The 24256-nt window shown below is 70.7% G+C and carries 23 protein-coding genes; 12 read left to right on the top strand and 11 right to left on the bottom strand.

Going from position 1 to position 24256, the window contains the following annotated elements; all coding sequences use genetic code 11:
• Window positions 1-46: 46 nt before the first annotated feature.
• The 11 genes from IE239_RS10830 to IE239_RS10780 all read right to left on the bottom strand — a co-directional run bounded on the left by IE239_RS10830 (window position 47) and on the right by IE239_RS10780 (window position 7721).
• Complete coding sequence (locus tag IE239_RS10830) at window positions 47-319, bottom strand: hypothetical protein (protein ID WP_024126945.1); 273 nt, start codon at window positions 317-319, stop codon at window positions 47-49.
• A gap of 512 nt (window positions 320-831) precedes the next feature.
• Window positions 832-1356 (bottom strand): hypothetical protein, encoded by a 525-nt coding sequence (locus IE239_RS10825; RefSeq protein WP_190149029.1) that lies wholly within the window; start codon window positions 1354-1356, stop codon window positions 832-834.
• A gap of 31 nt (window positions 1357-1387) precedes the next feature.
• Window positions 1388-1945 (bottom strand): hypothetical protein, encoded by a 558-nt coding sequence (locus tag IE239_RS10820; RefSeq protein ID WP_190149028.1) that lies wholly within the window; start codon window positions 1943-1945, stop codon window positions 1388-1390.
• A 214-nt stretch (window positions 1946-2159) separates the two neighbouring features.
• Window positions 2160-2288: a hypothetical protein gene (locus IE239_RS42955; protein WP_267929054.1), complete on the bottom strand. Its 129-nt coding sequence runs from the start codon at window positions 2286-2288 to the stop codon at window positions 2160-2162.
• Between the two features lie 385 nt (window positions 2289-2673).
• Window positions 2674-3540: a hypothetical protein gene (locus IE239_RS10810; RefSeq protein ID WP_024126951.1), complete on the bottom strand. Its 867-nt coding sequence runs from the start codon at window positions 3538-3540 to the stop codon at window positions 2674-2676.
• On the bottom strand, window positions 3537-3977 hold the full coding sequence (locus IE239_RS10805) for a hypothetical protein (protein WP_024126952.1): 441 nt from the start codon (window positions 3975-3977) through the stop codon (window positions 3537-3539). The genes IE239_RS10810 and IE239_RS10805 overlap by 4 nt, the downstream gene beginning before the upstream one ends.
• A 9-nt stretch (window positions 3978-3986) precedes the next feature.
• A complete protein-coding gene (locus tag IE239_RS10800; RefSeq protein ID WP_190149027.1) occupies window positions 3987-5024 on the bottom strand; it encodes a chromosomal replication initiator protein DnaA in 1038 nt (345 codons plus the stop codon).
• Complete coding sequence (locus IE239_RS10795; RefSeq protein ID WP_190149026.1) at window positions 5021-5191, bottom strand: hypothetical protein; 171 nt, start codon at window positions 5189-5191, stop codon at window positions 5021-5023. Before IE239_RS10795 ends, IE239_RS10800 begins: the two co-directional genes overlap by 4 nt.
• Window positions 5192-5254: 63 nt before the next feature.
• Window positions 5255-6805, bottom strand: coding sequence for a DUF2637 domain-containing protein (locus tag IE239_RS10790; protein ID WP_190149025.1), 1551 nt, complete (start codon window positions 6803-6805; stop codon window positions 5255-5257).
• Window positions 6802-7086, bottom strand: coding sequence for a hypothetical protein (locus IE239_RS10785; RefSeq protein ID WP_024126956.1), 285 nt, complete (start codon window positions 7084-7086; stop codon window positions 6802-6804). The genes IE239_RS10790 and IE239_RS10785 overlap by 4 nt, the downstream gene beginning before the upstream one ends.
• On the bottom strand, window positions 7083-7721 hold the full coding sequence (locus IE239_RS10780) for a WhiB family transcriptional regulator (RefSeq protein ID WP_229878023.1): 639 nt from the start codon (window positions 7719-7721) through the stop codon (window positions 7083-7085). Before IE239_RS10780 ends, IE239_RS10785 begins: the two co-directional genes overlap by 4 nt.
• 217 nt (window positions 7722-7938) lie before the next feature.
• Between IE239_RS10780 and IE239_RS10775 the strand changes: the two genes are divergently transcribed.
• The 12 genes from IE239_RS10775 to IE239_RS10720 all read left to right on the top strand — a co-directional run bounded on the left by IE239_RS10775 (window position 7939) and on the right by IE239_RS10720 (window position 24226).
• The gene (locus tag IE239_RS10775; protein ID WP_190149023.1) at window positions 7939-8631 is read left to right on the top strand and encodes a GntR family transcriptional regulator; all 693 of its coding nucleotides are present in this window, start codon (window positions 7939-7941) and stop codon (window positions 8629-8631) included.
• Window positions 8632-9662: 1031 nt separating this feature from the next.
• Window positions 9663-11315 (top strand): SMC-Scp complex subunit ScpB, encoded by a 1653-nt coding sequence (locus IE239_RS10770; protein WP_229878015.1) that lies wholly within the window; start codon window positions 9663-9665, stop codon window positions 11313-11315.
• A 1459-nt stretch (window positions 11316-12774) separates the two neighbouring features.
• Window positions 12775-13728: a hypothetical protein gene (locus IE239_RS10765; RefSeq protein ID WP_190149022.1), complete on the top strand. Its 954-nt coding sequence runs from the start codon at window positions 12775-12777 to the stop codon at window positions 13726-13728.
• 171 nt (window positions 13729-13899) lie between these two features.
• Window positions 13900-14175: a hypothetical protein gene (locus IE239_RS10760; RefSeq protein WP_190149021.1), complete on the top strand. Its 276-nt coding sequence runs from the start codon at window positions 13900-13902 to the stop codon at window positions 14173-14175.
• The gene (locus IE239_RS10755; RefSeq protein WP_190149020.1) at window positions 14172-15305 is read left to right on the top strand and encodes a conjugal transfer protein; all 1134 of its coding nucleotides are present in this window, start codon (window positions 14172-14174) and stop codon (window positions 15303-15305) included. Before IE239_RS10760 ends, IE239_RS10755 begins: the two co-directional genes overlap by 4 nt.
• A gap of 16 nt (window positions 15306-15321) precedes the next feature.
• Window positions 15322-15663: a hypothetical protein gene (locus tag IE239_RS10750; protein ID WP_024126964.1), complete on the top strand. Its 342-nt coding sequence runs from the start codon at window positions 15322-15324 to the stop codon at window positions 15661-15663.
• Window positions 15660-16214, top strand: coding sequence for a hypothetical protein (locus IE239_RS10745; RefSeq protein WP_024126965.1), 555 nt, complete (start codon window positions 15660-15662; stop codon window positions 16212-16214). The genes IE239_RS10750 and IE239_RS10745 overlap by 4 nt, the downstream gene beginning before the upstream one ends.
• 43 nt (window positions 16215-16257) lie before the next feature.
• Complete coding sequence (locus IE239_RS10740; RefSeq protein ID WP_024126966.1) at window positions 16258-18864, top strand: ATP-binding protein; 2607 nt, start codon at window positions 16258-16260, stop codon at window positions 18862-18864.
• Window positions 18861-21317, top strand: coding sequence for a hypothetical protein (locus IE239_RS10735; protein ID WP_229878014.1), 2457 nt, complete (start codon window positions 18861-18863; stop codon window positions 21315-21317). The genes IE239_RS10740 and IE239_RS10735 overlap by 4 nt, the downstream gene beginning before the upstream one ends.
• A gap of 75 nt (window positions 21318-21392) precedes the next feature.
• A complete protein-coding gene (locus tag IE239_RS41980; RefSeq protein ID WP_024126968.1) occupies window positions 21393-22067 on the top strand; it encodes a Cif family virulence factor in 675 nt (224 codons plus the stop codon).
• Window positions 22060-23517 (top strand): peptidoglycan DD-metalloendopeptidase family protein, encoded by a 1458-nt coding sequence (locus IE239_RS10725; protein ID WP_024126969.1) that lies wholly within the window; start codon window positions 22060-22062, stop codon window positions 23515-23517. The genes IE239_RS41980 and IE239_RS10725 overlap by 8 nt, the downstream gene beginning before the upstream one ends.
• Window positions 23518-23740: 223 nt before the next feature.
• A complete protein-coding gene (locus IE239_RS10720; RefSeq protein WP_024126970.1) occupies window positions 23741-24226 on the top strand; it encodes a hypothetical protein in 486 nt (161 codons plus the stop codon).
• Window positions 24227-24256 lie beyond the last annotated feature (30 nt).

The following is a 24256-nucleotide window of genomic DNA, read 5'->3' as shown; positions in this document are numbered from 1 at the left end:
GTTCCCTTCAGGGTGACTGGTGTGCGGGGCCTGGTCGGCCCGCGTTTCATCGGGGCGTTGCAGGCGAGGTCACGATGGCGTCGGCCAGGCGGTGAAGGCGGACGTCCTGCGGAGCTGCGGCCTTGAAGACGCGGTGCGCGGCTCCGGCGGGGGCGTGGGGCAGTGCGAAGACGCGGCCGCGGTCGAGGGCGGCGAGGAGGTGTGCGGCGTGGTGTTCGCAACCGTCGGCGCCGGCGTTGTCCTGGTCGAGCACGGTGACGACGATGGGGCCGGCGCAGGGGGCGGGAGTCGTCGGGAGTGCGGCGGGGCAGCGAGCCATCGGTCCTCATCTGGTGGGCTGTGTGAAGCGGCTGGACGGAGCGTGTGGCCGCGCGAGGGTGGCGTGACGGAGCGTGCGTCGCGGTTAGCGTCGTTCCTCGTCAAGGAGATGTGCGTGGCCCCAGGGGTTCGGTTCCGGGACCGGGCGTCCGTGCGCAATGTCGCGGAGGCGGTCGCGGCGGCGTTCTTGGACGTAGCCACGGCAGTGCAGGGGGTCGTGCTGGGAGGTGGGCCAGGCGGAGGCTGTGGCACACCAGGGGCAGTGCGGTCGCCGGGTCAGTCGCCGGCAGAAGGCGAGGCCGAGCAGGGTGACGGCGGCTCCGAGAACGAAGGGGTGCATTTGGTGTCTCCCACTGGATGATGCGGGGCCACCAGGTGGTGGCCCCGCATCGGAGGTAGTCGGGGCGGGTGTGCTGGGGGCGGGTAACTGGTCGCGTGGCAGCGGATCGCCAGGGAAGAGGGCCAGGTGGGCCTCGTCGGGGCTCTGTGGCATCAGATTTCGTCCCGCTTCAATCACCACCAGTGCCGGAACAGGTAGTCACCGCGCGGGAGTTCGCCACGGCGGATGAGATCGGCGAGGATCAGGTTCAGCGACGGGGAGAAGGCGCGATCGGCGAAGAATCGGCTCTCGAACACGGCGTTCTCAAGGTCTTGCGTATCGGGCGGGTTCGCCTCGGCGGTGGCTGGTGTGTTCTCGTCAGCGACGCGGATACTCAGCCAGTAGTCCAGCTCGGTCATGCCGGTCTTGTAAACGACCTCACCGATACCGGAGTCCCAGCCCAAGTACACCCTCGCCTCATCGAACTGGTCGAGCGCCTCCTCGTAGTCCCCCTCGGAGGCGAGTTCGTACAATTTCACGCTGTCATTGGGGATGTGCTCGTCGTCCCGCTGACAGCCGCGCAGCGAGTTGTACGGCTTGCCGTAGACGCGCTCGGCGATGGCCTCGATCGGGATGTGGCCGTTCTCGGCGGTCGCATATTCAGCGTGCGGCTCCAGCATGTAGATGCTGTAACGCGTGTACTGGCGTGCGTCGGGCATGACGGATCTCCCTCTGGGTCTCTGGGGGCCGTCAGATGCGGTCGTGGAGATCGGTGTCGTTGTAGGTGGTCTCGGAGACCGTGATCCATCCGGTTCGGTCGCCGTCGCGGAGCCGGAGCTCCCACTTGCCTGCTTGCCAGTGCTGACCGGTCTGGTTCCGGCCCACGTACTTGCGCTGGCACTGCTTGGTGGGCTGGCTGCTGTCGGGCTTGGTGGTGCCGGAGGTACCTCCGTTCGTGAGCGACTTGCCGGGCGGGGTGCCGCCGGAGCCGCCGGTGGTGGTGTTGTTGTTCTTCTTGCCTGTGCCGCCCGACGAGCTGGACTTGCCGCCGCTGGACTTGCCGCCGCTGGAGCCGCCGCTGGAGCCGCCGCTGTGGCCCGCGAAGGAGGTGGCAGTGAACGAGCTGGTGCGGATGGTCGAGCAGTCCTGGCGGTACACGTCCTTGTACTCGGGGATCCAGCGACCGGCGTAGCCGCGCTTGTCGATGACCTCGCCGTGCGTAACGGGCTTATTGGCGCAGCCGGTGAGGGCGAGGAGCGCGGCGGTCGTTATGGCGGTGCCGAGCGTGAGAGTGCGGGGCGTGGTCACGGTGGACTCCCGGAAGGTGTGTGGGTGCGCTCAACTGCTACAGGTGTCGTAGGCGAGCTGCGTGTGACACGGATGCGGAACTTTCTCCGTCGAGATCCACATTACACATTGAATGCTCAATACGCAACGTCCAGTTGAGCGCGCGACCTCACTGGGCTTTCGTCAGGCGCTGGTTGGCCGGGACGGGGCAGGAGGCGCCACTAGGCGGCCCCGGTCAGCGAATGTTCTGGGTGATCCAGGCGATCACGCAGACGGCTGCGATGATCGCCCACATGCGCAGGGCGGCCGGATCTTTGGCGATCGGCCGGGCGTTGGATTCGAAGACCTCGACCGTCGGGATCATGCCGGCGTGAACGGTATCCCGGTGCTCATCCCGCTTGGCGGAGGCCTGGTCCTTGGGCAGCCATCCTGTCGTGACCTCGCACGGGCCGCACCCGTACCGCCATGCCACCGCGGGCTCCCCCTCCACTGGTCCTCTGAAGTGTGCTTCGACCGTACCGGGCGGGCGCGCGCGGCGGGACGGGAACAAGCCGGTAGGGCGCGGTAGATGGGCGCGATAGGCGCATCTATCGCTGGGATAGATGCGCAGGTCAGGCAGTCGTAGATGCGGCTAGTAGGGGGTGGTCTGCCCTCTGCCCGGTAGGGGAGTGGAAGCCGGGGGAAGGCCTGTTGTGAGCGCCGAGCCGCCCCCTCCGGACGGCGGCCGGCAGGGGGCGGCGGCGGGTGGTTCAGCCGGCTCCTGCAGGGGGCTGGATGAGGGTGATCTCGGAGGGTGGGGCGGGGGGCTCGGACGGGGGTGGGGTGGGGGCGTTCGCGGTGAGGTCTGGGACCAGTTGCGGGGGTACGCGTACGGCCCTGCCGAGGGACTGCTCGAAGTCCTCGATGTGGACCCCGAAGTAGTTCCGGCCCCGGATGCCCATCTGCTTGCGCACGGGGATGCCGAGGGACTTGCACTTCTGCCTCAGCATGGGTTCGGTCCAGTCGGTCAGCATCTCCTTCGCGTGGAGGATCTTGAGGAGGGTGTCGGTGTGGACGCCCTTTCGGTCGCCCTTGGGATCCGTTCGGACGGCGAAGGCGACGTTGTGCTCGACGAACAAGCCGAACGCCGCGTCCGCTTCGGCCGGGCTGACGGTGAGCGGCTCCGCTTCGAGGTCCTCCTCCCCCGCCATTTCATGATCGTTTTGGATGTCGGTGCTCGGTTGCTCCTCCTCGGCGACGGTGGGAGCTTGGGCGGCTTCCAGGTCCTTCACGGTTCGGCCGGCCGACAGGCCGGTGCGGACGGCGACGGTCGTGACGAGGAGGAAGCCCGCGCCGCCGTAGGCGTACCAGAGCCCGGGATGTTTCTCCGCGAAGTAGAGGGCGATGTAGCCGGCGGCACCGAGGGCGAGCAGGCGGACTCCGAACCCGCCGCTCTCCTCATCGCCTCCGCGCAGCCAGGCGCCCACGTAGCGCAGCACGACCATGGTGGCGCTGGCCACGACGGGCACCTCGCGGACGAAGGGGATCTCCTCCAGCGTGGGCTTCCGTCGTTCTCGCTTGGCGGTCTTCGTCGTATCCGGCTTTCCGGGCCGAGTCTCGTCGGGCTTGCCGGTCATGCGCCCACCAGGGACAGCGCGGCGGTGGCGACGGAGATGACAGCCCGCCAGATGGAGCCCTGCGCCGCGGACATGGCGGCCGCGGTGAGCATCCCCCACAGGGCTCCGGTGAACGGCACGAGGGGGGCGAACGCGGACAGCACCAGCAGGATGATCACCACGCCGGTCATGCCGATGCCGCCGAGGTCGGGGTTCGCGGCCACCTGCCGCGGGATGTCCTGGACGGCGGTGCCGAGGTCGTGGGGCCAGGAGCCGGCGCGCAGGAAGGCGAGCTCGGCGAAGAAGCCGACGGCTTGGGCGGGGCCAAGGGCCAGCTTCTTCCGGCCCTTCCCCTTGATGCCGTAGATGAGTGTGACGATCAGGATGACGCTGATGGTGGTGGCGGACATCGGGCCGAGGGCGCTGGATCCGGCCCCGGCGGCGAGCAGGCTAGTCACGGGTATCCCTTAGAAGGTGGGGGCGGAGAACCACAGAACGGCGATCCCGGCGGAGGCGACCGGGATGTGGGTGAGAAAGCGGACGACGGCGCAGAACGAGGGCAGCCGGTACAGCCACTTCTCCACGAAGGCGGTGATGCCGCCGCCGACGACTGCAGCGAGCAGGATCACGCCGCCGCCGACGATGAATGGGGTGGACGGTTCTGTGCTGCCGGCGGCAGCGTCGTGCATGACGGCGAGCGTCCACTGGGGTAGGCCGGTGTTCCACTGGGCGGTGAACATGCCCCAGCCCCAGGCGCCGGCGGTTGCGGCTGATCCGTTGTGGAGGATGAACCGCTGCAGCGGCGTGAGCGACGCCCACCAGGCCGTGAGGGAGCCGCGGTTGCGGCTCCGGCCGGCCCTTTCCCCTGCGGGTGCTGAGGAGTCCGGGCCAGTGCCGTAGTAGTGGTTGTGCACCTCGTAGGTGCCCGGGTCCGGCGCCTGCGGATCGTCGGTCTTCTGGACGCGGTACCAGTCGGGCTGGTCGCTTTCCGGCTGCGGGAGGTCGTCGTCGCCGGCCGCGGCGGCCGGGCCCTCGGCCTGGTCCTTGTCCTCGTGTCGACGCCAGGGGACGCGGGGCGGCCACCCTCTCTTCGCCGCCTCACCCACGCGTCGCGTCTCGGATGGCTGCGCCGGGTCTGCCGTGTCGTCCTGCTCCTCGGGGAGCGTCGGTTCGTCCGCCCGGGCCTGCTGCTCAGGGGGCTCCGTGAGGTCGATGGTCTGTCCGGGCGCGGGCAGTCGGCCGCCGCCGGGCTCCGCCGGGTTTCGCCGGGTGGCGGCGACGGGCTGCTGGTCCGGGGCGGGGTGGGCGGCGGCGTCGGGCTCTTCGTCGACGGGCTGCTCGGCATGACCGAGCGGCCGGACACCGATGCGGGACAGGACGCGGCGCAGCTGCGTCTCGTCAGCTCCCATGGTGTCCTCCGTCTCCGGGGTGGCGTGCGGTTTGCCCTGGATGGCGTCGTCGTGCGCCCGGCTGCGCCGGCCGCGGGTGGAAGGGGTGGTGCTCACTGCTCGCTCCCCTCGTGGGGGGCGGGGCGCCGCACCAGGACGAGGCGGGGCCGGCGGTGTTGCGGGGCGCCGGCGGTCCGGGCCGGGCGGCCGGCGTTCACCTGGCGACGGGCCGGTGCGATGAGGTCGAGGGCTTCGTTGACGTGCTGGTCGAAGGTGGCGGGCATGGGTGGTCCTCACGGTCGTGCTCGCGGGCAGCCTTCGGGCGCCCTGCGGAGCGGGGCGTCAGGTCAGGGCTGGCGAATACCGGCTGCTGCGGGGAGGAGGAGGCCGCTGTCGTGCTGCTCGAAGTCGCCCACGGTCGGGTCGAGGGCGAAGCGCTCGTCGATGGCCAGCTGCTGGCCGGCCGGTGGCAGGGCGGGATCGAGGGCCCGGGGGGCGGCGGCCGGCTGCGGCGGCTCGTTCGCGAGGGCGAGGGCCTGGTCGAAGTGGTCCGGCTCCTCGCCGTCGGCGCCGTGCGCCGCGGGATGGGATGCCAGCGCCTCGGGCAGCCACTCGGCCTGCGTCTTCAGGAACCGCTTGGCCCGCGGGTTGCCGATGCCGAGGGCTTCGGCGCACTTGTTGATGCCCCAGGCGAACGTGCCGTCATCCTTGCGCGGGACGGTCTCGACGAAGGCGGCCATGACCTCCTCGTCGGTCTTCCGCTCCGCGCCCGGCGCCTCATCCTGCTCGGCGTCGACGTCCGGGTGCGGCGAGGCGGTGTCCTCGTCGCCACTGTCGTCCCCGGGCTCACCGCCCTCAGCCATCCTGGCCCTGAGCTGCGGCTCTTCGTCGTTGGCGGGGTGGGATGAAGGCGCAGGATGAGGGTCGGCCGCCTGGGATGGGATGGTCGGGATAGTGCCGATCAGGGTGCTGAGGATGCCCTCGAACGCGGCGGGATTCCTCAGGTTCATCCCGGCGATGTCGGCCTGGCGTACGCGCATCTGCAAGCGGGCGACGACGCGGTTCAGGATGGCGGGGTCGGAGCATCCTGCTCGTTCGCTGGCATCCTGTGCGCGGGCGTCGGCATGCATCTCGACGAGGCGGTATACCCAGCGCGTCATCCCGCCGGCTCGCTTGACCGCGTCCTGGGCACGGCGCAACCGGTACCAGCGGTAGGCCGCCCGGGAGATGCGGACCTCGGCGGTGGCTTCCTCCTGGGCCAGGTCCTGGCGGGCGGCGAGCAGCAGCGCGACGCGGAAGGCCTCGACGGGGTGGAGCAGGCGCACCAGGGCGATGCGACGGTCCGGGCGTCCGCCCTTGTTGCGGGCGGCGCGGCGCTCCTCGAGCGAGCCGATCTCCCAGAGCACGGCCGCCAGGACCGGCCACACCGCGCGAACGGCGCCGCCGAGGAGGGAGGCGGCTTCGGACGCGGAGAAGACCGAGCTGATGCCGGCCAGAATCCAGAAGAGAGCTCCGGACAGGCCCGGCCCATCGCCGTCGCGGGCGCGGCGGCGGGCTCGGCGGCCGCAGACCATCGCCGCGACGTCCAGTGCGACGAAGGGCAGGAGGTCGAACGGAGTGTCCAGGCCCATCTGGTGGTGGCCTACCCGGCGCAGACCGGTGGCCGAGAGGGCGGCCGCGGCCGCGGCGATGACGACGGTGAGGATGTCCTCGATCCGGCGGCCACGGCGGTCGGCGGCTGCGGCGCGCTCGGTGTCGGTGAGTGCGGCCAGGGCAACGCGGCGCCGGCGCAGGGCGATCGCCGGTCCGAGGGTGAGGACGAGCGCCCCGAGGACGAACTGCCAGCTGCCGAAGAGTTCGGCCAGGGCCGCACCATGGGGGGCGAGGTCGGGTGTCACGGGGAGTCCCTCCTGGCGAGGTTGCTGGCCGCATCGGCGGCCCGGGCGCGCAGCGGGTCGTCGGTGGGCGGGGTCGGGTCCTGGGTGATCCAGTCCCTGTAGGCGTCGCGCTCGGCCGTGGCCTGGCCGAGCAGGACCAGGAGCAGCACGGTGAGCGGGTTGACGGGCGGTACGTCGGCGTCGGCCGGCACGAGGACGGGGAGTAAGAGGACGTCGTCGCGGCGGGCGAGGGCGCTGACCAGAGCGCGGTTGCGGGCGCGTTCGTCGCCGGCGGGGGTCATGCGGCGACCGTCCAGCCGGCGGCGTGGCGGTAGGCGGCGACGAGTTCGTCGCGCCGGCGGGCGGCCTCGCGGATGTTCTCGATGTTCTCCAGGCGCTTCTCGGGCTTGCCGGAGGTGCCGAGGTACTGGCCGGAGAGCCTCTGCAGTTCCGCGCCGGCGGCGATGCGGGCGCGCCGGGCCTCCGCGGTGCGCCCATCCAGGGCGCGGGCGCGCTCCAGCCTGGTGGTCTCGGCGACCAGGCGGCGGGTCAGCTTCTCCGGAGCGAGGCCGCCGCGGACGCCGACGGTGTCGTCGTCGCGGAGGGCGAGCTCGGCGCACGCGGCCCGTACCGGGCAGGCGGTGCAGTGGTCGCGGACCGTGCGGGCGCGGCGCTGCTGCCAGTCGGCGTCCGGTTCGCCGTCCTCCTGGTAGAAGTTGTCGACGTCCGGCTGGACGGTGTGGCACACCGAGTGGGTGATGGCCCGGCGCAGCTGCGGGGCTCGCAGCTGCTGGGCGATGAGTCGGCCGTCGTGGCCGGCCAGGTAGCCGCCGGCGACGAGGTCGTCGATCGACTCGGTGTCGGCGAGGTACCGGGCGATGCCGTCCTCGGTGAATCCGCGGGCGTCTGCCGGCTTCGGCGGGTGGGCTGCCATCATGGTGTTCACGCGTTCTCATCTCCTGCGCTCTGGTGGGTGAGGGCGCGTTCACGGCCTCCGGGGGGACCAGCCCCGGGGGCCGCTTGCTTTTTCACGCGCCATCTGCCTTAACTGCCTTAATGCAGTTGCGTCAGATGATGCACGCCATTGGCGATCACGTCAAGGAGAGGTCGAGCGGATGAGCCGAGAGTTCTGGCGGGTGCGGCAAGATGTGCCCATGACGTCCCATCACCCGCACGAGCAGGTCGCGGCCGCGCTGCGCGCCGACATCCTGAGCGGCAGGCTGGCCCCGGGTGATCAGCTCCCCGGTCAGCGTGAGTTGGGTGAAAAGCTCGGCGTCGCCCCGAACACCGTGGCCCAGGCGTTGCGGCTCCTCGAAGAGGAGGGCCTGGTCGAGACGGCCCCGCGCCGCCGCAGTCGAGTACTGCAGCCGGCTCTCGCCATGACGGTCCGCCTGCACGAGGACGGGCTGATCAGGCCGGCGGAGTCCGGCGACGGCGGCCACGACGACACGAGGCGCGGGGTTCCCGGTACCGACGCCGCCGCGGTCGAGGCCCTGGGCCTCACGCCGGACGCCGCCCTGTCCGTCCGCCAGTCGGTGCTGCTGCAGGCCGGCATCCCGTGGGCGCTGCAGACCCTCTTCACCCCGGACTTGCTCGCGGTGTCGGGGGCCGAGGCCGCCACCGTCGCGCCGTTCACGGCGGGCACGCTGCGGCGCGAGGACAGCCACACCAGCAGCTGGGGCGCGAGGTCGGCCACCACCGAGGAGTGCTCGCTCCTCAAGGCCAAGGCCGGCACCGCGGTGTTCGAGATTCGAAGAGTCGGATATACGGATGAGCGCCCAACCTCATACCTTTTGACGGTAGTACGTGCGGATCGGGTGACTATCCGCACGGGAAGCGCCAGTTAGTAACCTTCTGCGTCAACTGCCCCCTCTTGGCCGCACTTTTCGACGTCGCGTGGACAACGCGCTGAGTGCGTGTGCACGGCGGCTGTCAGGGGATAGGGTGACTTTCGCTTGATCCAAAACGCCTCACCTCGGGCCCCCGGCGCTCCGCGCCGAGGACGGGCCCGGCGAACCGAGAAGGCGGTTCTCCCATGACCAGCACCGCGCAGACCCGGGGCGGTTTCGCCATGCCGGGCGCGGCGCTGCCATGGGCGCTGCCCGGCGCGGCCGGGCCCAGAAACACGAAATCCCCCGGGAAGGGGGAGTTGAGGATGTCGTAGGTCTTCCGGGCGGGCGCCTCTAGCAAAGGCCGCTCCTCGCCCCTCTCCGCCGGCTTCGGAGTTAGCAGCTCCTCTGCCGGCCGTCACCGCTCCGACCCGGGTTAGCAGCCCAGTCCGAGCGAAGGCCGGACCGAATGGTCCGGCAATCACTGCCCTCCAGCAGCAATCCCCCCGAAGGGGTTTGTCGTTTCCCGGGGCGACCCGGGAGAACGGGGTCCATCTTGCAGTACACCCATGGCCTTTGTCAGCTCGGACGCCATCGAAGCACGCCGATCGCGGTGGATATTCGCCCGTCCGTGACACCCACCCCACGCTGCGTGCCCGCTTTCTGGATCGGTGCGGCCCGGATCCACCGTGGCCCACAGCGGTCCAGCGGTCTGCCCTTGACCAGCTCCAGCCGACACCCCTTGACCAGGAGAGCCGAGGCCTCGCTCCCCACACCTGACCAACGAGCCTTCACGGGCCCGGTCAAGGGGGCCTGCCGCCAACCCAGAGAGCCCCTTGACCCGCAGGTCACAGGTTCGCTGGGGATTTTTTCGGCCGGACTGTCACACCGTCGGCTTTTTCGACACCCGTAGCAGCTGAAGGACCCGTTCCTTCAGCCCTCGCCCGAGTGCCTCTGGCCAGACCCCAGACCGCGCGTCCTTGCCGGACGCCGTCGAGACCCAGCGCACCCGAGTCGCCGCCCCGCGGCACCGGTGCGCCAGGAGAAGCGTGCCCCGCACAGCAGCACCACCGAGTAGCCCGCCGCCGGCGGGCGATCAGGCGCGCCCGCAGCGCCGCCAGCGGGTCAAGGTGCCCCTGCGCCTCGTCACCAGCCCGCACTACGCCGACGTCGCGCTGACCGCGTACGTGAAGATCGCCGCGCTGGCGTCGCGTCCTGAGGGATGCACAGCGGCGACCGTGACCATCGCGGAGTACGTCGGGCTGTCGAAGGCCTCCGTCGAGCGCGGCATGACGCAGCTGATGCGCCCCGGGCCCGACGGCGTCGTCGAGCTGTCCTCGACCCGCCGTTCCCTGCCCGGCGGATGCGGCACCTCGGCGGTGCGCCGTACCCGGCCCCTGTCCGCGACCGAGCGGTTCGTATGGATCCCGGTGGCCGCCTCCGAGGACCTCACCCCGCGCCAGCTGCGCGCGTACGCACTCATCGCGTACGCCCAGGCCCAGCGGATCCCGCTCACCGAGTCGGAGATCGCAGGGGCGCTCCACCACTACAGCGGCCGACGGGCCGGCCAGCCGCTCACCACCGCGGCCGCCGGGGAGATCGTCGACGAGCTGGAGGCCACGCGGTGGATCACCGTGGAGCGCAGAGCCGGCGTACGCGGCCGCCACCACTTCATCGCCCACGACATCCCCGCCGCCCTTCCTCAGGACCCCTGTGGACAACCGTCCACCGCGGACGTCGCACCCTCCTCCACCTCTGGTCCTGGTGAGGGATCGGGTTCCTCGGCTGATGCGGGATCACTCGCGACTAAGGAAGAACCTAGGACTGACCGACCTGATGACGAGCGCGCCCCCTTCTCACCCGCCGTAGGCGAAGTACAGGTAGGTGAAGCTGTGGAAAACCGCGGTGCGCAACCACCGCGCGGCGACGGCGACGGTGGACTCGCGCTGCGCGCGGATGACCACCAGACCCCCTTGACCACCCCCTTGACCAAGCCCGCGGGCACCCCCTTGACCAACCACACCGGCGCCTACGACGGACCCGGGCTCACCATCAGCGCCCGGGTGCACGCCGTTCTCGAGCCGGTGCACAGGCTCTACCGGCAAACCAGCGTCTACATGCAACGGCGCATCGCCCGGGAGGTCGGCCAGCAGCTGCGCTCCGGCATCGACGACACCCGGCTGCGGCAGCGCCTGGAGGCACGAGCCTGCCGGTTCTTCACCGACGAGATCCGCGACCCCGGCCGGTGGATCCTCGGCGTCGGCCTGCCGCACTGGGGCTGCGGGATCTTCGACTGCGAGGCCGGTGTCCTGTGGAGCAGCGGCCGCCGGTGCTCGGTGTGCGAGGAGATCGTCCGCGACCGGCGCCGCGCCACCGCCCAGCCCGAGGCGCCCACTCCCACCCTCGTCGTCCACTCCACCCCCACCGGCACCCCCACCCCGCGCTCCACTCCCGCCATTCCCCGGGGCCGGTGCCCCGAGTGCGGCTGCGCCGTCCTGCTGCTGAACCGGACAGAGCCGGGCCGCAGGTGCAGGCCGTGCCGAGAGGAGCACGAGGGGATGCGCGCCGGCCGCCCGTCCTCAGCGGTGGAGCCCGAGGCGTGCGCGGGGTGGGACGGCAGCGGATGCACCCGCCCGGCGCTCGGTTCCACCGGCCTGTGTGTCCGATGCCGAACCCGGCATCTGGAGCGGGCCGCATCGTGAGCCGTCCACTCCACCGCTCCGGGCTCTCCACACCCCGGGTGGCGATGGGCCGACCACGCCGGCGCCACGTTCCACACAGCGGGCGCCCGCCGCGGCCCGGAGGAGCTCAACGATCCGCGACGGGCCACGGTGGTCCTGACGTCTCAGAGGCGCCCCTTGACCAGCTTTCGCGGCGGCCGATTTCCCCTTGACCCGCGCCCTGGTCAAGGAGAAACACGGGCCCGCGACAAGCCGCCGTGGAGTCGCGGTCGAGGGTGGGGCGAGCGCACGCTGCCGTCGCCACCGCGGCCGGCGTGACGCACCCGCCATTCCCCACCCGGCCACTTACGGAGCCCACTCCCCACCGCTCGGTCCCGCGCGCAGGGTGGGCTCCATCCGGTGGCACTGCGCCCCGCAATGGAGCCCACCCGATGGAGAGTCGCCTTCGTCCATCGGGTGTGGTCCATCGGCTCGGACCACCCGATGGGCGACACCCAGTGGGCGACACCCGGTGGACGGGGTGTGGTTCATCCACTCGGTGGGCTCCATCCGATCCGGTGCACCGGTGGCGCCCACCGATGACGGACGGTGGACGAGGCGATGGGGTGGCCCCGGTGGCCGGCCGAGCCACAGGCTGGATCGCGGTGAAACCGCGCGTGCCACCCACCCGAGGTGATCGCCGGCAGACACCTTCCGGCGATCACCTCGCCACCCCCTCCTCTCCCCCTTGACCAGCTTCACCGCATCATCTGGCCCCTCGGCCACCCCCTTGACCGGCCGTGCTTGCACCCCTTGACCACGGGACGGGGCGCCTGCTGTTTCCCCTTGACCTGGGCCCGGGTCAAGGGGAAACGCAGCAGGCGCCAGAGGGCCAGGATCCGATGAGGCCGGCGCACGGCACCGGCACGGGCAGCCTCTGTCCGATGCGGGCGGCCGCCGAGCAGGGGGAGCCGCGGGGCGCGGCTGGCGCTTCCTCCCCGGCGACACCCACCGGAGCCCGGCGCCGTGCAGAACGGCGTGTGAAGGCGATGGCGACCCGGGGTGTCTCGGACCCAGTTCGCGATGGCGTCCATCGCGATGGGCCGATGGGCGGGACGTCCCGGCCCACCGTGGGTGGCCAGTGGGTGGAGGTTCGTGAGCCCTGCGACGGGGCGTGGTCCATCCACTCGGTGTGCTCCATCCGGTCCAGTGGATGGAGCCGGCTCCGCGGTGCCTTAGGTCCGTCCACTGGAAGTGGTCTCCACCGCGTCCTCGGTGGAGTGGGTCGCTCCCATCCACCTCGCCGAGTGGATGCCATCCCCCTTGACCACTGCGCCCACCCCTTGACCGCGGCCCCCCTTGCCCAGTGGGCCGCCGGGTGCCGAGGGCCGGTTTCCCCTTGACCTCGTCGCGCCGGAATCGCCGTCAGACCGCGGTCAAGGGGGGCCTCGGGAGTGTGAGCGCCATCGAGACCAGATGGCGCGAAAGGACGGACACGGACGTGGCCACCACCCAGCACACCCCGGCACTTGACTCCTCCGAGTCCACAACCCGCTACGACACGCTCGCCCTGATGAACCGCGACTGGGACGTGCTCTGCCGCGACCTGAAGGCCGAGGACCGCGTCGCCACGTGGGCCGAGGAGCACCCCGACCTCGCTGGGGCAACCAGTCCCCAGGACGTGGTCGACAAGATCTCCGTCTACTACCGCCGCGGTGACTTGGACGGACACGACCGCGTCATGCACCTGCTGGTCGAGCGCGCCGGCGGGACCGGCTTCGACGCCCACCTCGCATGGCGGGTGGCCGTACGCGTCCTCCTGCCCAAAACGGTCCTGATGGCGAAGACGCAGCAGCGCTCGTACGGCCTTCCGTGGGACGACGTCTGCGCGACGGTGCTGGGCGCCGCCTTCGAGGTCGTCCGCACCTACCCGCTCGACCGGCGGCCGCGGCGGATCTTCAACAACCTCGCGCTCGACACCCTGCAGCTGACCCGCCGCACCCTGGCCGCCTGCCTCGACGACATAGAGGACGTCCAGGAGTTCGCCGCCGGCGTCGCGCCTCTTGCCTCAGCTGAGTGCCACACCCGCTACGCCCACGTCGTCTCCAGCGAGGACCCCGACACCCCGCACGGCACGGTCGAGCTCGCAGACCTGCTGATGCGCGCTGCCCAGATGGAGCTCGTCGGCGCCGATGAGCCAGCCCTGTCACGTCACGAGGCGCGGACAGAGGTCCTCGACCTCCTGCTGTGGGCGGTGGAGATCGGAGCGCTGAAGGAGCTCGAGGCGCAGCGCATCGCCCGGTACTACCTGTCCACCTCGCAGCGGCCCGAGCAGCGGCACATGACCACCCGCTCCATGGGCCACGAAGGGGACCTGCTGCGGCAGCACGCCAGCCGTGCCGTTCGCACGCTGCGCACGAAGTCGCCCCTCGCCCAGTACCGCGCCGCGGCCTGAGAGACGCCGGCCCGCGCCGTGGATTGACCGCCGCAGAAGTCCCTCGAAAAAACTTCGGCCCGACTGTCACACCGCGGACTTCCTCGACACCTGTAGCAGGCGAGAGGCCCACCAGAGCTCCTCCAGCCCCTAACGCCCCGCCCCCACCCTTCAACCTCCGGGAGAACCGACGTGACCACGAAGTCCCCGGCCGGCACCGGCCGACAGCTGCTCGACGCCGACGAGGCCCGTGTGGCCCGTGCTTCGCGCGAGCTGACCAAGATTGCCGCCGCTCTGGTGAGCCGGCCGATGGACCGTGACCTGCACCAGCAGATGCGGTCCTTCCTCGACAGCGAGTCGGAGCCCGCCCTGGCGTCGTGGGATGTGCTGCTGGCCCGTACGCCGGCTCAGCTCAAGGAGCGCATCTCGACCGTCCTGACGGTCCAGGCCCTGCGGACGGCGTCGTGAAGCGCCAGCGCCGGCAGCGGAAGGCCGACAAGAAGAAGCAGTTCGTCGAGGCGGAAGTCTGGGACGAGGAGGTCGAGGAGCACCAGGAGTCGCCGACGGACCAGCCGGATGAAACCGGGTGGAAGGCGAGCACCGCCCACATGTCCGGGATCTCCCGGCTGGCCCGCGTCGGTGCCTGGGCTCTCGTGGCGTCAGGCCCGGCTCTGGGAATGCTGGCGTTCCTCAGCGCGTCCGGCCCGGCCCAGGGCGCGACCAAGCCGGTCGTTGCCGCAGCGCCCGCGTCCTCGGTCGGGCCGGCCGGCTTCGCCGAACTGTTCGTCGCCGCCTACCTCCAGGCCGGCCAGGGCACCGAGCGTGACCTGGCGCCGTACTACTCCGGCTCGTTCGCCCTGGCCGTCAAGCCCGGGACCCGCGAGGCCACGCAGTCCACCGTCCTGGCCTCCCGTGAGGTACAGCCTGGCTACTGGTCGATCACCGTGGCCGCCGACGTCACGGCGCACGACGACAAGGGCAAGGCGAAGCGCCTGGGGGTGCAGTACTTCCGCGTCGGCATTCAGGCCACCGGCCCGGCCAGTGCCGGCGGTACCGACAAGGCGGCATCCGATGCCGGCTACGCCGCGACGTCCCTGCCAGCGCAGGTGGCCGCACCCGCCTCCGTCAAGCCCGGCGGCCTGGCGTACGAGACCGACCGCGGGTCGAGCAGCGCCGACCCGTCGGTGGAGACCGCGCGCGGGTTCCTAGCCGCCTACCTCACCGGCTCCACCGAACTCGACCGCTACACCTCGCCCGGTACGCGGCTTCAGCCCATCAGCCCTGCGCCGTACGCCGCGTTGAAGGTGACCGGCGTCCAGGACGACTCGTCCGGCTCCGGCCAGCAGAAGGTGCCGGCCGACGGCACGGTGCTGCACCAGCTGGTCCAGGTCGATGCCACGGACCAGGCCGGCAGCCCGGTCTCGCTGAGCTACGCGCTCACCCTCAAGTCCCGCGCCGGCCGCTGGGAGGTCGCGTCCGTCGACGACGCCCCGGCCATCCGCGCGAGCAGCCCGCCTTCCGCGGCGCCGCACACCACCACCACCCCAAGCCCCGACGCAGCCACGGCGACTCCCTCGCCGTCGCCGTCGAACTCCTGAGAAAGAGGAATCGTTCATGCACACCCTGGCAGCAGCCAACCCCGACCACGTCGTCCTCGCCGGCGACGTCCTCGACTGGGCCAACACCAAGACGGGCCAGGTCCGCACGCTGGTCCTCACCGTGGCCACCCTCATGGCGATCATCGCCGTGCTGATGGCCTGGTGGAAGACCCGCTCCTTCGTCGGCACCCTCGTCGCCTTCGTCCTGGCCGCCCTCGTGCTCTGGGGCATCAGCAACCTCAACGTCCTGAAGACCAAGGTCGGCTCCGAGATCGACGACACCGCGGCCTCGGTCTCCGTGGTCCACGCTCCGGGCGAGGCGCCCGCTCTGGCGGGTAAGGGCTGGCGGATCTCGTGAGCGCCTCGGAGGAGGAGCTGATCGGGCACTCGTACACGCGAGCCCGTAAGCACCCGCTCGTCATCGGCAAGCTCCCGGGAGCCGGTCGGCTCCCGGGAGGGCCCTACACGATCACCCAGGTCATGACCATGGTGATCAGCTTCGGGCTCCTCGTCATGACGAGGGGCCTGTGGGCCCACTTCGGCGCCATGAACTTCATCCTCATGGCGCTGATCCCCTGGGGCCTGGCCTGGGTGCTGCGGTACGCGCGGCTCGACGGCCGGGACCCAGCGCGCGCCGTGCGCAGCCTGCTCATCTACTCCTCCACTCCGGCCCAGGGGCGCCTGGCCGGCAAGCCGCAGCGGGTCGCTCGACCGCGACTGGCGACCGCCACCTGCACGGTGCGCGTCCGGTCCGCCGATCGGCCCGCCCCGGCGGCGGCCGCCACGAAGCCCGCACCGGCGCCGGTACGCAAAGCCCGCCCGGCACCGGCTCCAGCTGCGGCTGCGGCGGGCCGGCCAGAGCCGAAGACCGGGCTGCAGGCCCTCCTCGCCTCCCTCGACGAGCAGTAACCAGCTGCCTCGACATCACCACCAGCACAGAAAGAAGAACGCCATGCGTCTCCCCGTCCGGCACATCAGCGGCCACCTGATCTGGACCACTGCCGCCACCGTGTGGGCGGTGTGGCGCGTCGACACTGAGAACTACACCCACGCCTCGAAGTCCACGAAGCGCGAGCGACTGGACTCCCTGGAGTCCCTCTTCAAGTCCCTGCGGGGCGAGGCCCTCCTGCTCAGTCTGTGCCCGAGCGTCGACGCCGCGTCGGTCGTCACCCGCATGACCGCCGGCGTCGACCTCGACGCCTCCCCCGAGTACGTCGACCTGGCGCTGAAGGTCCTCGACCAGCTCCAGGACCTCGAACTCACCGGCCGCGTCGACTTCCTCGCGGTCCCCCTGTCCCACGTCGACTTCAAGCAGAGCACCCGGGCCGTCTTCTCCTCCGTCCAGTCGGAAGTCATGGGCGCCCTCGGCCTGCCGGTCGCCCCGATATCCCTCTCTGACGAACGCCAGCGCCTGGAGCAGGCCAGCCGCCTGGCGGCGGGCTGGCCCTCCGGCATCAAGATGCGGCCCGCCACCGAGGCGGAAATCCTGTGGATCTACGGGCACAGCGCCCGCCGCGGCCTGAACGAGCCGCTCCTGCCCGAGGACGGCGCACCGCGGGGTCTGCGCGGCCGCGGTCACACGGTGACCGCCCACACCCAGGTCATCCTCGACGAGGGCGGCCGCGGCACCCGGGCTTCCAAGGGCCCCACCAACCCCTTCAAGCGCCGCTACCTGCGCGCCACCAGCGAACACGGCGACTCCTACCAGGCGTTCTGCGTGCTCTCCGAGATGCCGGAAGCCTTCCGGTTCCCCGGCAGCGAGTACCTGGCGGCGTTGGACGAGTTCAACTTCCCCGTGGACTGGGCCGTCCGGCTGCACGTCGAGTCCGGCTCGAAGGCCGAGCCGAAGAGCCGGCGTCAGCAGCGCGAGCTCGCGCACCAGCGCGGCGAGTACGACGGCGAGACCTCCGGTGTGCCGGCATCGCTCGACAAGGCGTCCTTCGCCCTGGACGAGTACCGCGACCGGCTCACCGCCTCCAGCACCGAGGTCGAGATCCGCGCCACCGTCGCCACCTGCGTGTGGGGCACGACCCCCGAGGAGGCGGATGAGAAGGCGACGTCGCTGGCCAACCACTTCGGCGGCAACGACTACACGCTGGTGCGGCCCACCGGCGACCAGGTCGCGCTGTTCCACGGCATGCTGCCCGGTACCAAGACCCCGGGCCCGATGCTCGACTACACCCAGTACCTGCTGGCCAGGGACTTCGCCATGTCGATGCCGTTCTGCGGCGCCGGCCTGGGCGACGACTCCGGCAGCCTCTTCGGCCTCCAGCTCAACGGCGGCGGCGTCCGCCCCGTGCTGGTCGACTTCTCCCACGGCCCCCGCGTCAACGCCTCCGCGTCCGCCGCGTTCGTCGGCGAGCTCGGATCCGGAAAGTCCGTCGCGATGAAGTGCGCGATGTACTCGATCCTGACCACCGGCCACCGGACCGGGCAGAGGAACTCCCGCGGCCGCGCCCTGGTCATCGACCGCACTCCCCAGCAGGAATGGTCGCGGTTCGCGCTCGCGTGCCCCGGCACGACCCAGATCATCAACGTCGACGAGAACGCCGGCGTCAGCCTGGACCCCCTGCGCGTCTTCCGCGGCCCGCGCGCCGCCCGCTACACCGAGTCCTTCCTCACCCCGCTCCTGGACATCGGCTCGATGAGCATCGAGGGCATCACCCTCGCCGAGGCGATCGAGGCCACCCGGCTCGGCCCGAAGCCGAGCATGACCGCCCTGATGGACACCCTCGCCGACCGGGCCCGCACACCCGACCCGGACGAGCCGAACGACAACGCGGTCCGCGCCGCAGCCTCCGAACTCGTCCGCAAGCTGCGCTCGCTGGCGAAGAAGGACCTCGGCCGCACCATCTTCGACCCCACGCTGCCGGTCGTGCGGATCACGGACTCCGACAGCATCGTCTTCGCCGTCGACCGCCTGGGCCTCCCCACCAAGGAGGAGCTCTCCGAGCACCGCCTCCCGAGCCTGGAGGTCGAAAAGCGGTTCGGTTGGCGGTTGATGTACCTGATGACGGCGCTCTGCCGCGAGATCGCGTTCGCGGACCCGAACGAGTTCGCCGGCGTCTTCCTCGACGAGTGCTGGTGGCTCACCTCGTCCGCCGAGGGCTCCAACCTGATGCTCGAGCTCATCGCCGACGGCCGCAAGCACAACGCCGGAGCTTTCGCCGGCAGCCACGACCCGTACGACATCGGCCCGAAGAGCGAGATCGGCGACAAGATCAGGGCGCTGCTCAGCCACATCTTCGTCTTCCGCCACCGCGGCAAGGCCCTGGCCGCGCGGTGCCTGGAGTTCCTCGACCTCGACCCGACCGACGACGAAATGCTCAAGGTCATCACCGAGAACCTCAGCCCGCTCAACGTCAGCGAGACCGAGCGCGCCCTGCGGGCCGGCGAAGGCCTGTACCGAGACCTCCGCAAGCGCATCGCGGGCATCAAGGTGCTGATACCTGCGGACGAGAATGCGGCCGCCGCGATCACCACGACGCCTGGCCAGCTCGACGACGAAGCCGACGAGACCGTGGAGTTCGCCGAGGCCGCGGACGGGGTCCTGGCATGAGTCGCCTCCGGCAGCGTGGCCTCAAGCGGCGCCTCGGGCTGATCGGCGTTCTGCTGGCCCTGTTCACCGTGGTGCTGGCCCCCGCGGCCAGCGCAGACCCATCGCCGTCGCCCAGCACGTCCGCGCCGGCGAAGCCGGCTGCCGGCCCCGGCGGCAAGAACCTCAACCAGAAGCCCAAGGACGGCAGCGACGGCATCCTCCAGCCGTTCAACGTCACCGACAAGGACGGCGTCCCGATCAGCTCCTACACCGTCAAGACGGACACGGGCGGCTGGAAGGACATCGACCTCAAGATCTGGAACATCGTTGCCCAGCTGCTCTTCGGCGTCTCGAAGTGGGTCATCGGCTTCACCTGCTGGCTGATCAAGTGGGCACTGAACTTCGGGCTGGCCAAGGTCATGGTCGGTCCCGTCGAGAACATCTCCAGCACCATCAAGAACCAGGTCATCGACCGGCTCGGCCTCCCCGGCCTGTTCCTGACATTCGCGGGCTTCTACTGCGGCTGGCTGATCCTCTTCAAGGAGCGCTCGCGCGGCTTCGCCGAAATCGGTGTCTCCCTGGTCGTCGCCGCACTGACCACCACCGTGCTTGTCTCACCGGCCCAGGTCCTGCTCGGCCAGCACGACCAGGCGCAGCCGCAGGGCTCCACCATGCTGCTCTCGGAAGGAGGCCTGCTGGGCAAGGCAAAGGACTTCACCCTGGAGGTCGCCAGCATCGTCCTGGCCGACGATCCCGCGAGCGCCAAGGGCAGCGCCGACCCGGACAACGTAGCGAAGCCGATCACCGACGCCCTGGTCGATGCGTTCATCGTCAAACCCAACCAGCTCATGGTGTACGGGCAGACCTTCGGCGGGCCGTGCGACAAGGCCTTCCGCGAGTACAAGCTCGCCGAGTTCAACCTCGACCAGCTCGGGATGAACTACTGGGACGCCGCGATGATGGACTCGATCTACGACACGAACTTCATTGGGCAACTCAACGAGAACGCGAAGAAGTTCGAGGCGGCCTGCGGGGACGTGAAGCCCAAGGCCAAGCGGGCCTCCGCCGACCTTGCCTTCTCCGCTCTGTTCGTCGCGATCGCCGCGGTCATCGTGGCCATCCTCATGATCCTGGTCACCGGGACGTTCCTCACGGCGCAGGGCTGGCTGGCCTTCGAGGCGATCCGCGGTCACTGGGCCCTCACCGCCGGCATTCTGCCCGGTGGCGGCCGCGCCACCTTGTGGCGCTGGTTCTCCGCGATCACCAAGGCCGTTCTCGGCATCATCATCGCCATCCTCTTCCTGGCGATCTTCATCCTGATCGTTCTGGCCCTGATCGACGCGGACACCGGTGACGTCCTTGCCGTGAAGTTCATCGTCATCGACGTCACCGCCGTCGCGGGTCTGGCCGGCCACAAGAAGATCAAGCAGACCGCGCAGAGCATCGCGGTCAACCTCAACCGCAAGCTGGCCAATGCCCGCGTCGGCGGCGCCGGCCGCCGCTCCGTGTTCAGCAGCCCCGGCCGCTACGCCGAGACCGCCCCCGGTCTGAAGCAGATGTGGGGCGAGGCCCGAGGCGAGGCGCGGCGCGTCAGCAGGCCGGTCGGTCAGGGTCTGAAGTCCGCCAAGAACGCCTGGGTCGGCTCACCCCAGGCGAACCGCAAGGCCGGCCGTCTGCGGACTGCTGCCCGGCTCGCCACCAACGCGGCCGCGGCCGTCGGCACCGGCGGTGCGAGCACGGCCGCGAAGGTCGCGGCGCAGCAGGCGGCCAAGCAGACCCTGAAGAAGCGGCTGGCCACGGCGGCCGCGAACAAGATGTCCCAGACCAGGGGCGGCAGGGCCACCATGGCCACCGGTAAGGCGGCCGCCACCACTGCCAAGTACGGCGCCAAGGCCGGGAAGTTCGCCTTCATGGCCACGGTGGGCGCACCTGTGGGGATCCCCCGCGGTGTTGCCGCGACCAAACGTGGTGGCGCTGCGGCCATGGCGCGCGGGAAGAAGGTCGGCGACGACCTCAAGGCCGTGAAGGCGCGCACCGTCGACAAGAAGGTCCAGGAGGCCAAGGACTTCGGAGCCGAGTACAAGCGCAACGTCGCCACGGCTGGCAAGTTCGTGGCGAAGCAAGGGACGAAGGCACAGGTCAACCTCGGTCTGGCTCCGATCCAGTCGAACCCGCGAGCCGCGACTCCTCCCGGGCCCCGGGCCGGTGCCATCGCGCCGAAGACTCCTGGGGGCGCATCGACTGCGGCCGGTGCCAAGACGCCCGGGCCCAAGGCGGCCGGCACGAAGACGCCGAGCTCGGTGAAGCCGCCGACCGCCGGGCCGGCCGGGGTGCCGAAGATGCCGACCCCGCCCACCCCTGCACCGCCGCCCCCGCCGGCCGCGAAAAAGTCGACGCCGGCCAAGCCGCCAGCTCCGCCCCGGGCCATCCGGCGCGCCACCCGGCCGCCCGGCCCGCCCAGGCCCCGGCCGTAGCCGGGCCGCGGCCGGGGCCCAACAGGCCCCGGCCGCCCAGATCACCGCACCAGAACCACCTCACGGGGGACCCTCATGCCGAAAACCGATGTCGCGCGCGCTCGCGCCCAGCGCGGGACGATCGCGCTGTTCGCCGCTGCGGCAGTCCTGGCAGCTGTCGGCGTCACCCTCTTCCTCGGGCTCGGTGGGAGCGATCGTCCCGCCGCCCCTGAATCCTCTGCGCGTACTGCCGCACCCTCCGCCACCCCCACAGGGAGCAGCTCCGGCAGCGCACGCCCGACGACGGCCTCACCCGCAGCCGAGCCGTCCGAGTCTCCCGTCGCCTCGGAGCCGAGTTCGCTGCCCGCACCGCTACAGGAGGCGGCCCGGGCGTTCACGACCGCGTGGGCCAGCCACGACGCCCGGCCGGGCCGGGACACCTCGTTCGACGACGCCTCCCGGCGCGCCGCCGCCTACGCAGACGGCGATCTGGCCGAGGACCTGCGCACTCACACCGGCGGCAGCGCCGGCCAGCGGCAGTGGCTGAACTGGAAGGACCGCCAGGTCCAAGTGACGGTCACCGTTCTGCGGGTGTCACTGCCGGACGGAGCTCCCGCACCGACCGAGGACTCCGCCTTCGCGCGCGTGATCTACAGGCTGACCGAGACGCCGGCCACAGGTGCCGCCACCGCGTCGGAAGAACAGGTGGCACTCAAGCTCCACCGTGGCGCCGACGGCAGCTGGCGCGTCGCAGGGCTTCCCAATGTCTGAGCAAGGCGAGTCCAAGGCCCTGCGCAGAGTACTGATCGCGATCCTTTTGTCATGCCTGCTCGGCTTCGGCTTGATGCTGGCTGCCGTACTGGCGCTGACCTCGGCGATCGGTGAGGACAACACCAGCAAGGCGTTGGAGAACGCGGGATTCGGCGGCGGCCTGTCGGACACCAAAGACATCCCCGACTGGCTGCGCCCGATCATCCTCAACGCAGTGCGGGACTACGGCTGCGCGGAAACCACTCCTTCGCTGATCGCCGCCCAGCTCTACCAGGAATCCAACTTCCGCAAGAACCCGCCCGACGGCGGAGCGGGCGCGCTCGGGATCGCCCAGTTCATCCCTTCCACCTGGGCCACGCAGGGCATCGACGCCAACAAGAAGGGCGGCGCAGACCCCCTGGATCCCGAGGACGCCGTCCCGTCGATGGTGTCCTACGACTGCAAGCTCGCCGACGAGATCCGCAGCGTGCCCGGCGACGTCGTCGACAACATGCTCGCCGCGTACAACGCCGGCGGCGGCGCGGTGAAGCAGTACCGCGGCATCCCGCCGTACAAGGAGACCCGGGACTACGTCCGCGAGATCCGGGAGCGGGCGGAGAAGTGGGCCGCTCCGATGGACGGCAAGGTCTCCGGTGGCCTGGCCAAAGTCGTCGCCGGCGCCAAGGAGGCCTACAACACCCCCTACGTCCTGGGCGGCAGCTGCAAGCCCCCGTTCGTGGGCTCTACCGGCTGCGACTGCTCCAGCCTAGTCAAGTACGCCTGGAGCAAGGTCGGCGTGAACCTCCCCAGGGTCACGTACGACCAGGTCGACATCGGCAGCAAGGTCAACTCGGCGAAAGACCTGCGCCCCGGCGACCTCATCTTCTCCGGTGGCAGCGCCTCCAGCCCGGAGCACGTCGCCATGTTCATCGGCGGCGGTGAGGTGATCGACGCACCGCACACCGGCGCCCGCGTCCGAATCGAGCCCCTCTCGTTCTGGACGGACCGAATCCTGATCATGAAGCGTCCGGACTACACCGAGCCCGATTCAGGCGGCACGTCGGGCACATGGGTCGCGCCGGTCGCCGACGAGCACATCGGCACCGGATACGGGGTCTCGGGGTCAATGTGGTCGAGCGGCTACCACACCGGCGTGGACTTCCCGGTATCCAAGGGAACCGCGGTTCGCGCGGTGGGCCCGGGCACCGTGGTCACGGCCGGCTGGAACTCCGCGTACGGCTACCAGGTGGTGATCAAGCACGGGGACGGCAAGTACTCGCAATACGCGCACCAGTCCTCGTTGAACGTCTCCGTCGGCCAGAAGGTGAAGGGCGGCGACCGGATCGGATGGTCCGGCGACACGGGCAACGTCAGCGGCCCGCACCTCCACTTCGAGATACGGACCGGGCCCGAGTACGGATCGGACATCGACCCGCTGGCCTACCTCCGCGGTCACGGCGTGAAGATCTGACCCACGGCCGGCGTCACGCGCTCCCTGCAGGGAGCCGTGGCGCCGGCCGACGCAACTCGGCGAAGAATTTCGGAGCGGAGTGTCACACCGAGCCGGATCCCGACACCTGTAGCAGACGAAAGGCCCGTTTGCTCTCTGGAGGTGCCGCCGTGCTCCCGACTTCCCCCGTGCCCGCTCCGGCTGACGCCGCGGCGCCGCCCACCCTGCCCGCGGACGGTGGGCGATGACCACGACCGACCTCATCGACGGCGTCATCGGCTTCACCGGGGACCTTCCCGCTCACGCCGAACAGCTGGCGGACTCGGTGATGGCCAACGCCTGGTGGGTCGCCCTGGTCGCCCTGGCGGCCGGCGGTGTCGCTGCCGCGGTCCGCTGGGCCCTCTCCCGCGGCCCGATGTCCAAGCGAACGGCCCTGGAAGTGCTGCCGACCACAGGCTTCGACCCGAAGCCGGAAGAGGTCATCCGCTTCGGGCACCAGATGGCCCGCGCGCACAAGAGCGTGTCGCGCTGGCTCGTCACCTCGACCCGCACCAGCGCCCTCCGCGTCCGCTTCACCTGCTCCGACGGAGCGCTGTCCATGAGGGTCGAGGGCCCGGACCGAGCGATGTCGGTGCTGCGCCACCAGGGCTACGCCCAGGTCGAGATGAGGCCCGTGGAGGCCGACGGCCGTGCTGCACGCGAACAGCCGCAGATCCGGCTCGGCTCCTGACGCCCCGACGCACACCACAGACAGGTAGAT

This window comes from Streptomyces humidus, from assembly GCF_014649655.1.
Taxonomy (GTDB): Bacteria; Actinomycetota; Actinomycetes; order Streptomycetales; family Streptomycetaceae; genus Streptomyces; species Streptomyces humidus.
This window is presented reverse-complemented; position numbering and strand designations above follow the sequence as displayed.

Coding starts and splice junctions, on each gene's coding strand:
- IE239_RS10830 (WP_024126945.1), bottom strand. CDS start 319: ATGGCTCGCTGCCCCGCCGCACTCCCGACGACTCCCGCCCCCTGCGCC.
- IE239_RS10825 (WP_190149029.1), bottom strand. CDS start 1,356: ATGCCCGACGCACGCCAGTACACGCGTTACAGCATCTACATGCTGGAG.
- IE239_RS42955 (WP_267929054.1), bottom strand. CDS start 2,288: ATGATCCCGACGGTCGAGGTCTTCGAATCCAACGCCCGGCCGATCGCC.
- IE239_RS10810 (WP_024126951.1), bottom strand. CDS start 3,540: ATGACCGGCAAGCCCGACGAGACTCGGCCCGGAAAGCCGGATACGACG.
- IE239_RS10795 (WP_190149026.1), bottom strand. CDS start 5,191: ATGCCCGCCACCTTCGACCAGCACGTCAACGAAGCCCTCGACCTCATC.
- IE239_RS10785 (WP_024126956.1), bottom strand. CDS start 7,086: ATGACCCCCGCCGGCGACGAACGCGCCCGCAACCGCGCTCTGGTCAGC.
- IE239_RS10780 (WP_229878023.1), bottom strand. CDS start 7,721: ATGATGGCAGCCCACCCGCCGAAGCCGGCAGACGCCCGCGGATTCACC.
- IE239_RS10775 (WP_190149023.1), top strand. CDS start 7,939: ATGACGTCCCATCACCCGCACGAGCAGGTCGCGGCCGCGCTGCGCGCC.
- IE239_RS10750 (WP_024126964.1), top strand. CDS start 15,322: ATGCACACCCTGGCAGCAGCCAACCCCGACCACGTCGTCCTCGCCGGC.
- IE239_RS10740 (WP_024126966.1), top strand. CDS start 16,258: ATGCGTCTCCCCGTCCGGCACATCAGCGGCCACCTGATCTGGACCACT.
- IE239_RS10735 (WP_229878014.1), top strand. CDS start 18,861: ATGAGTCGCCTCCGGCAGCGTGGCCTCAAGCGGCGCCTCGGGCTGATC.
- IE239_RS41980 (WP_024126968.1), top strand. CDS start 21,393: ATGCCGAAAACCGATGTCGCGCGCGCTCGCGCCCAGCGCGGGACGATC.
- IE239_RS10725 (WP_024126969.1), top strand. CDS start 22,060: ATGTCTGAGCAAGGCGAGTCCAAGGCCCTGCGCAGAGTACTGATCGCG.
- IE239_RS10720 (WP_024126970.1), top strand. CDS start 23,741: ATGACCACGACCGACCTCATCGACGGCGTCATCGGCTTCACCGGGGAC.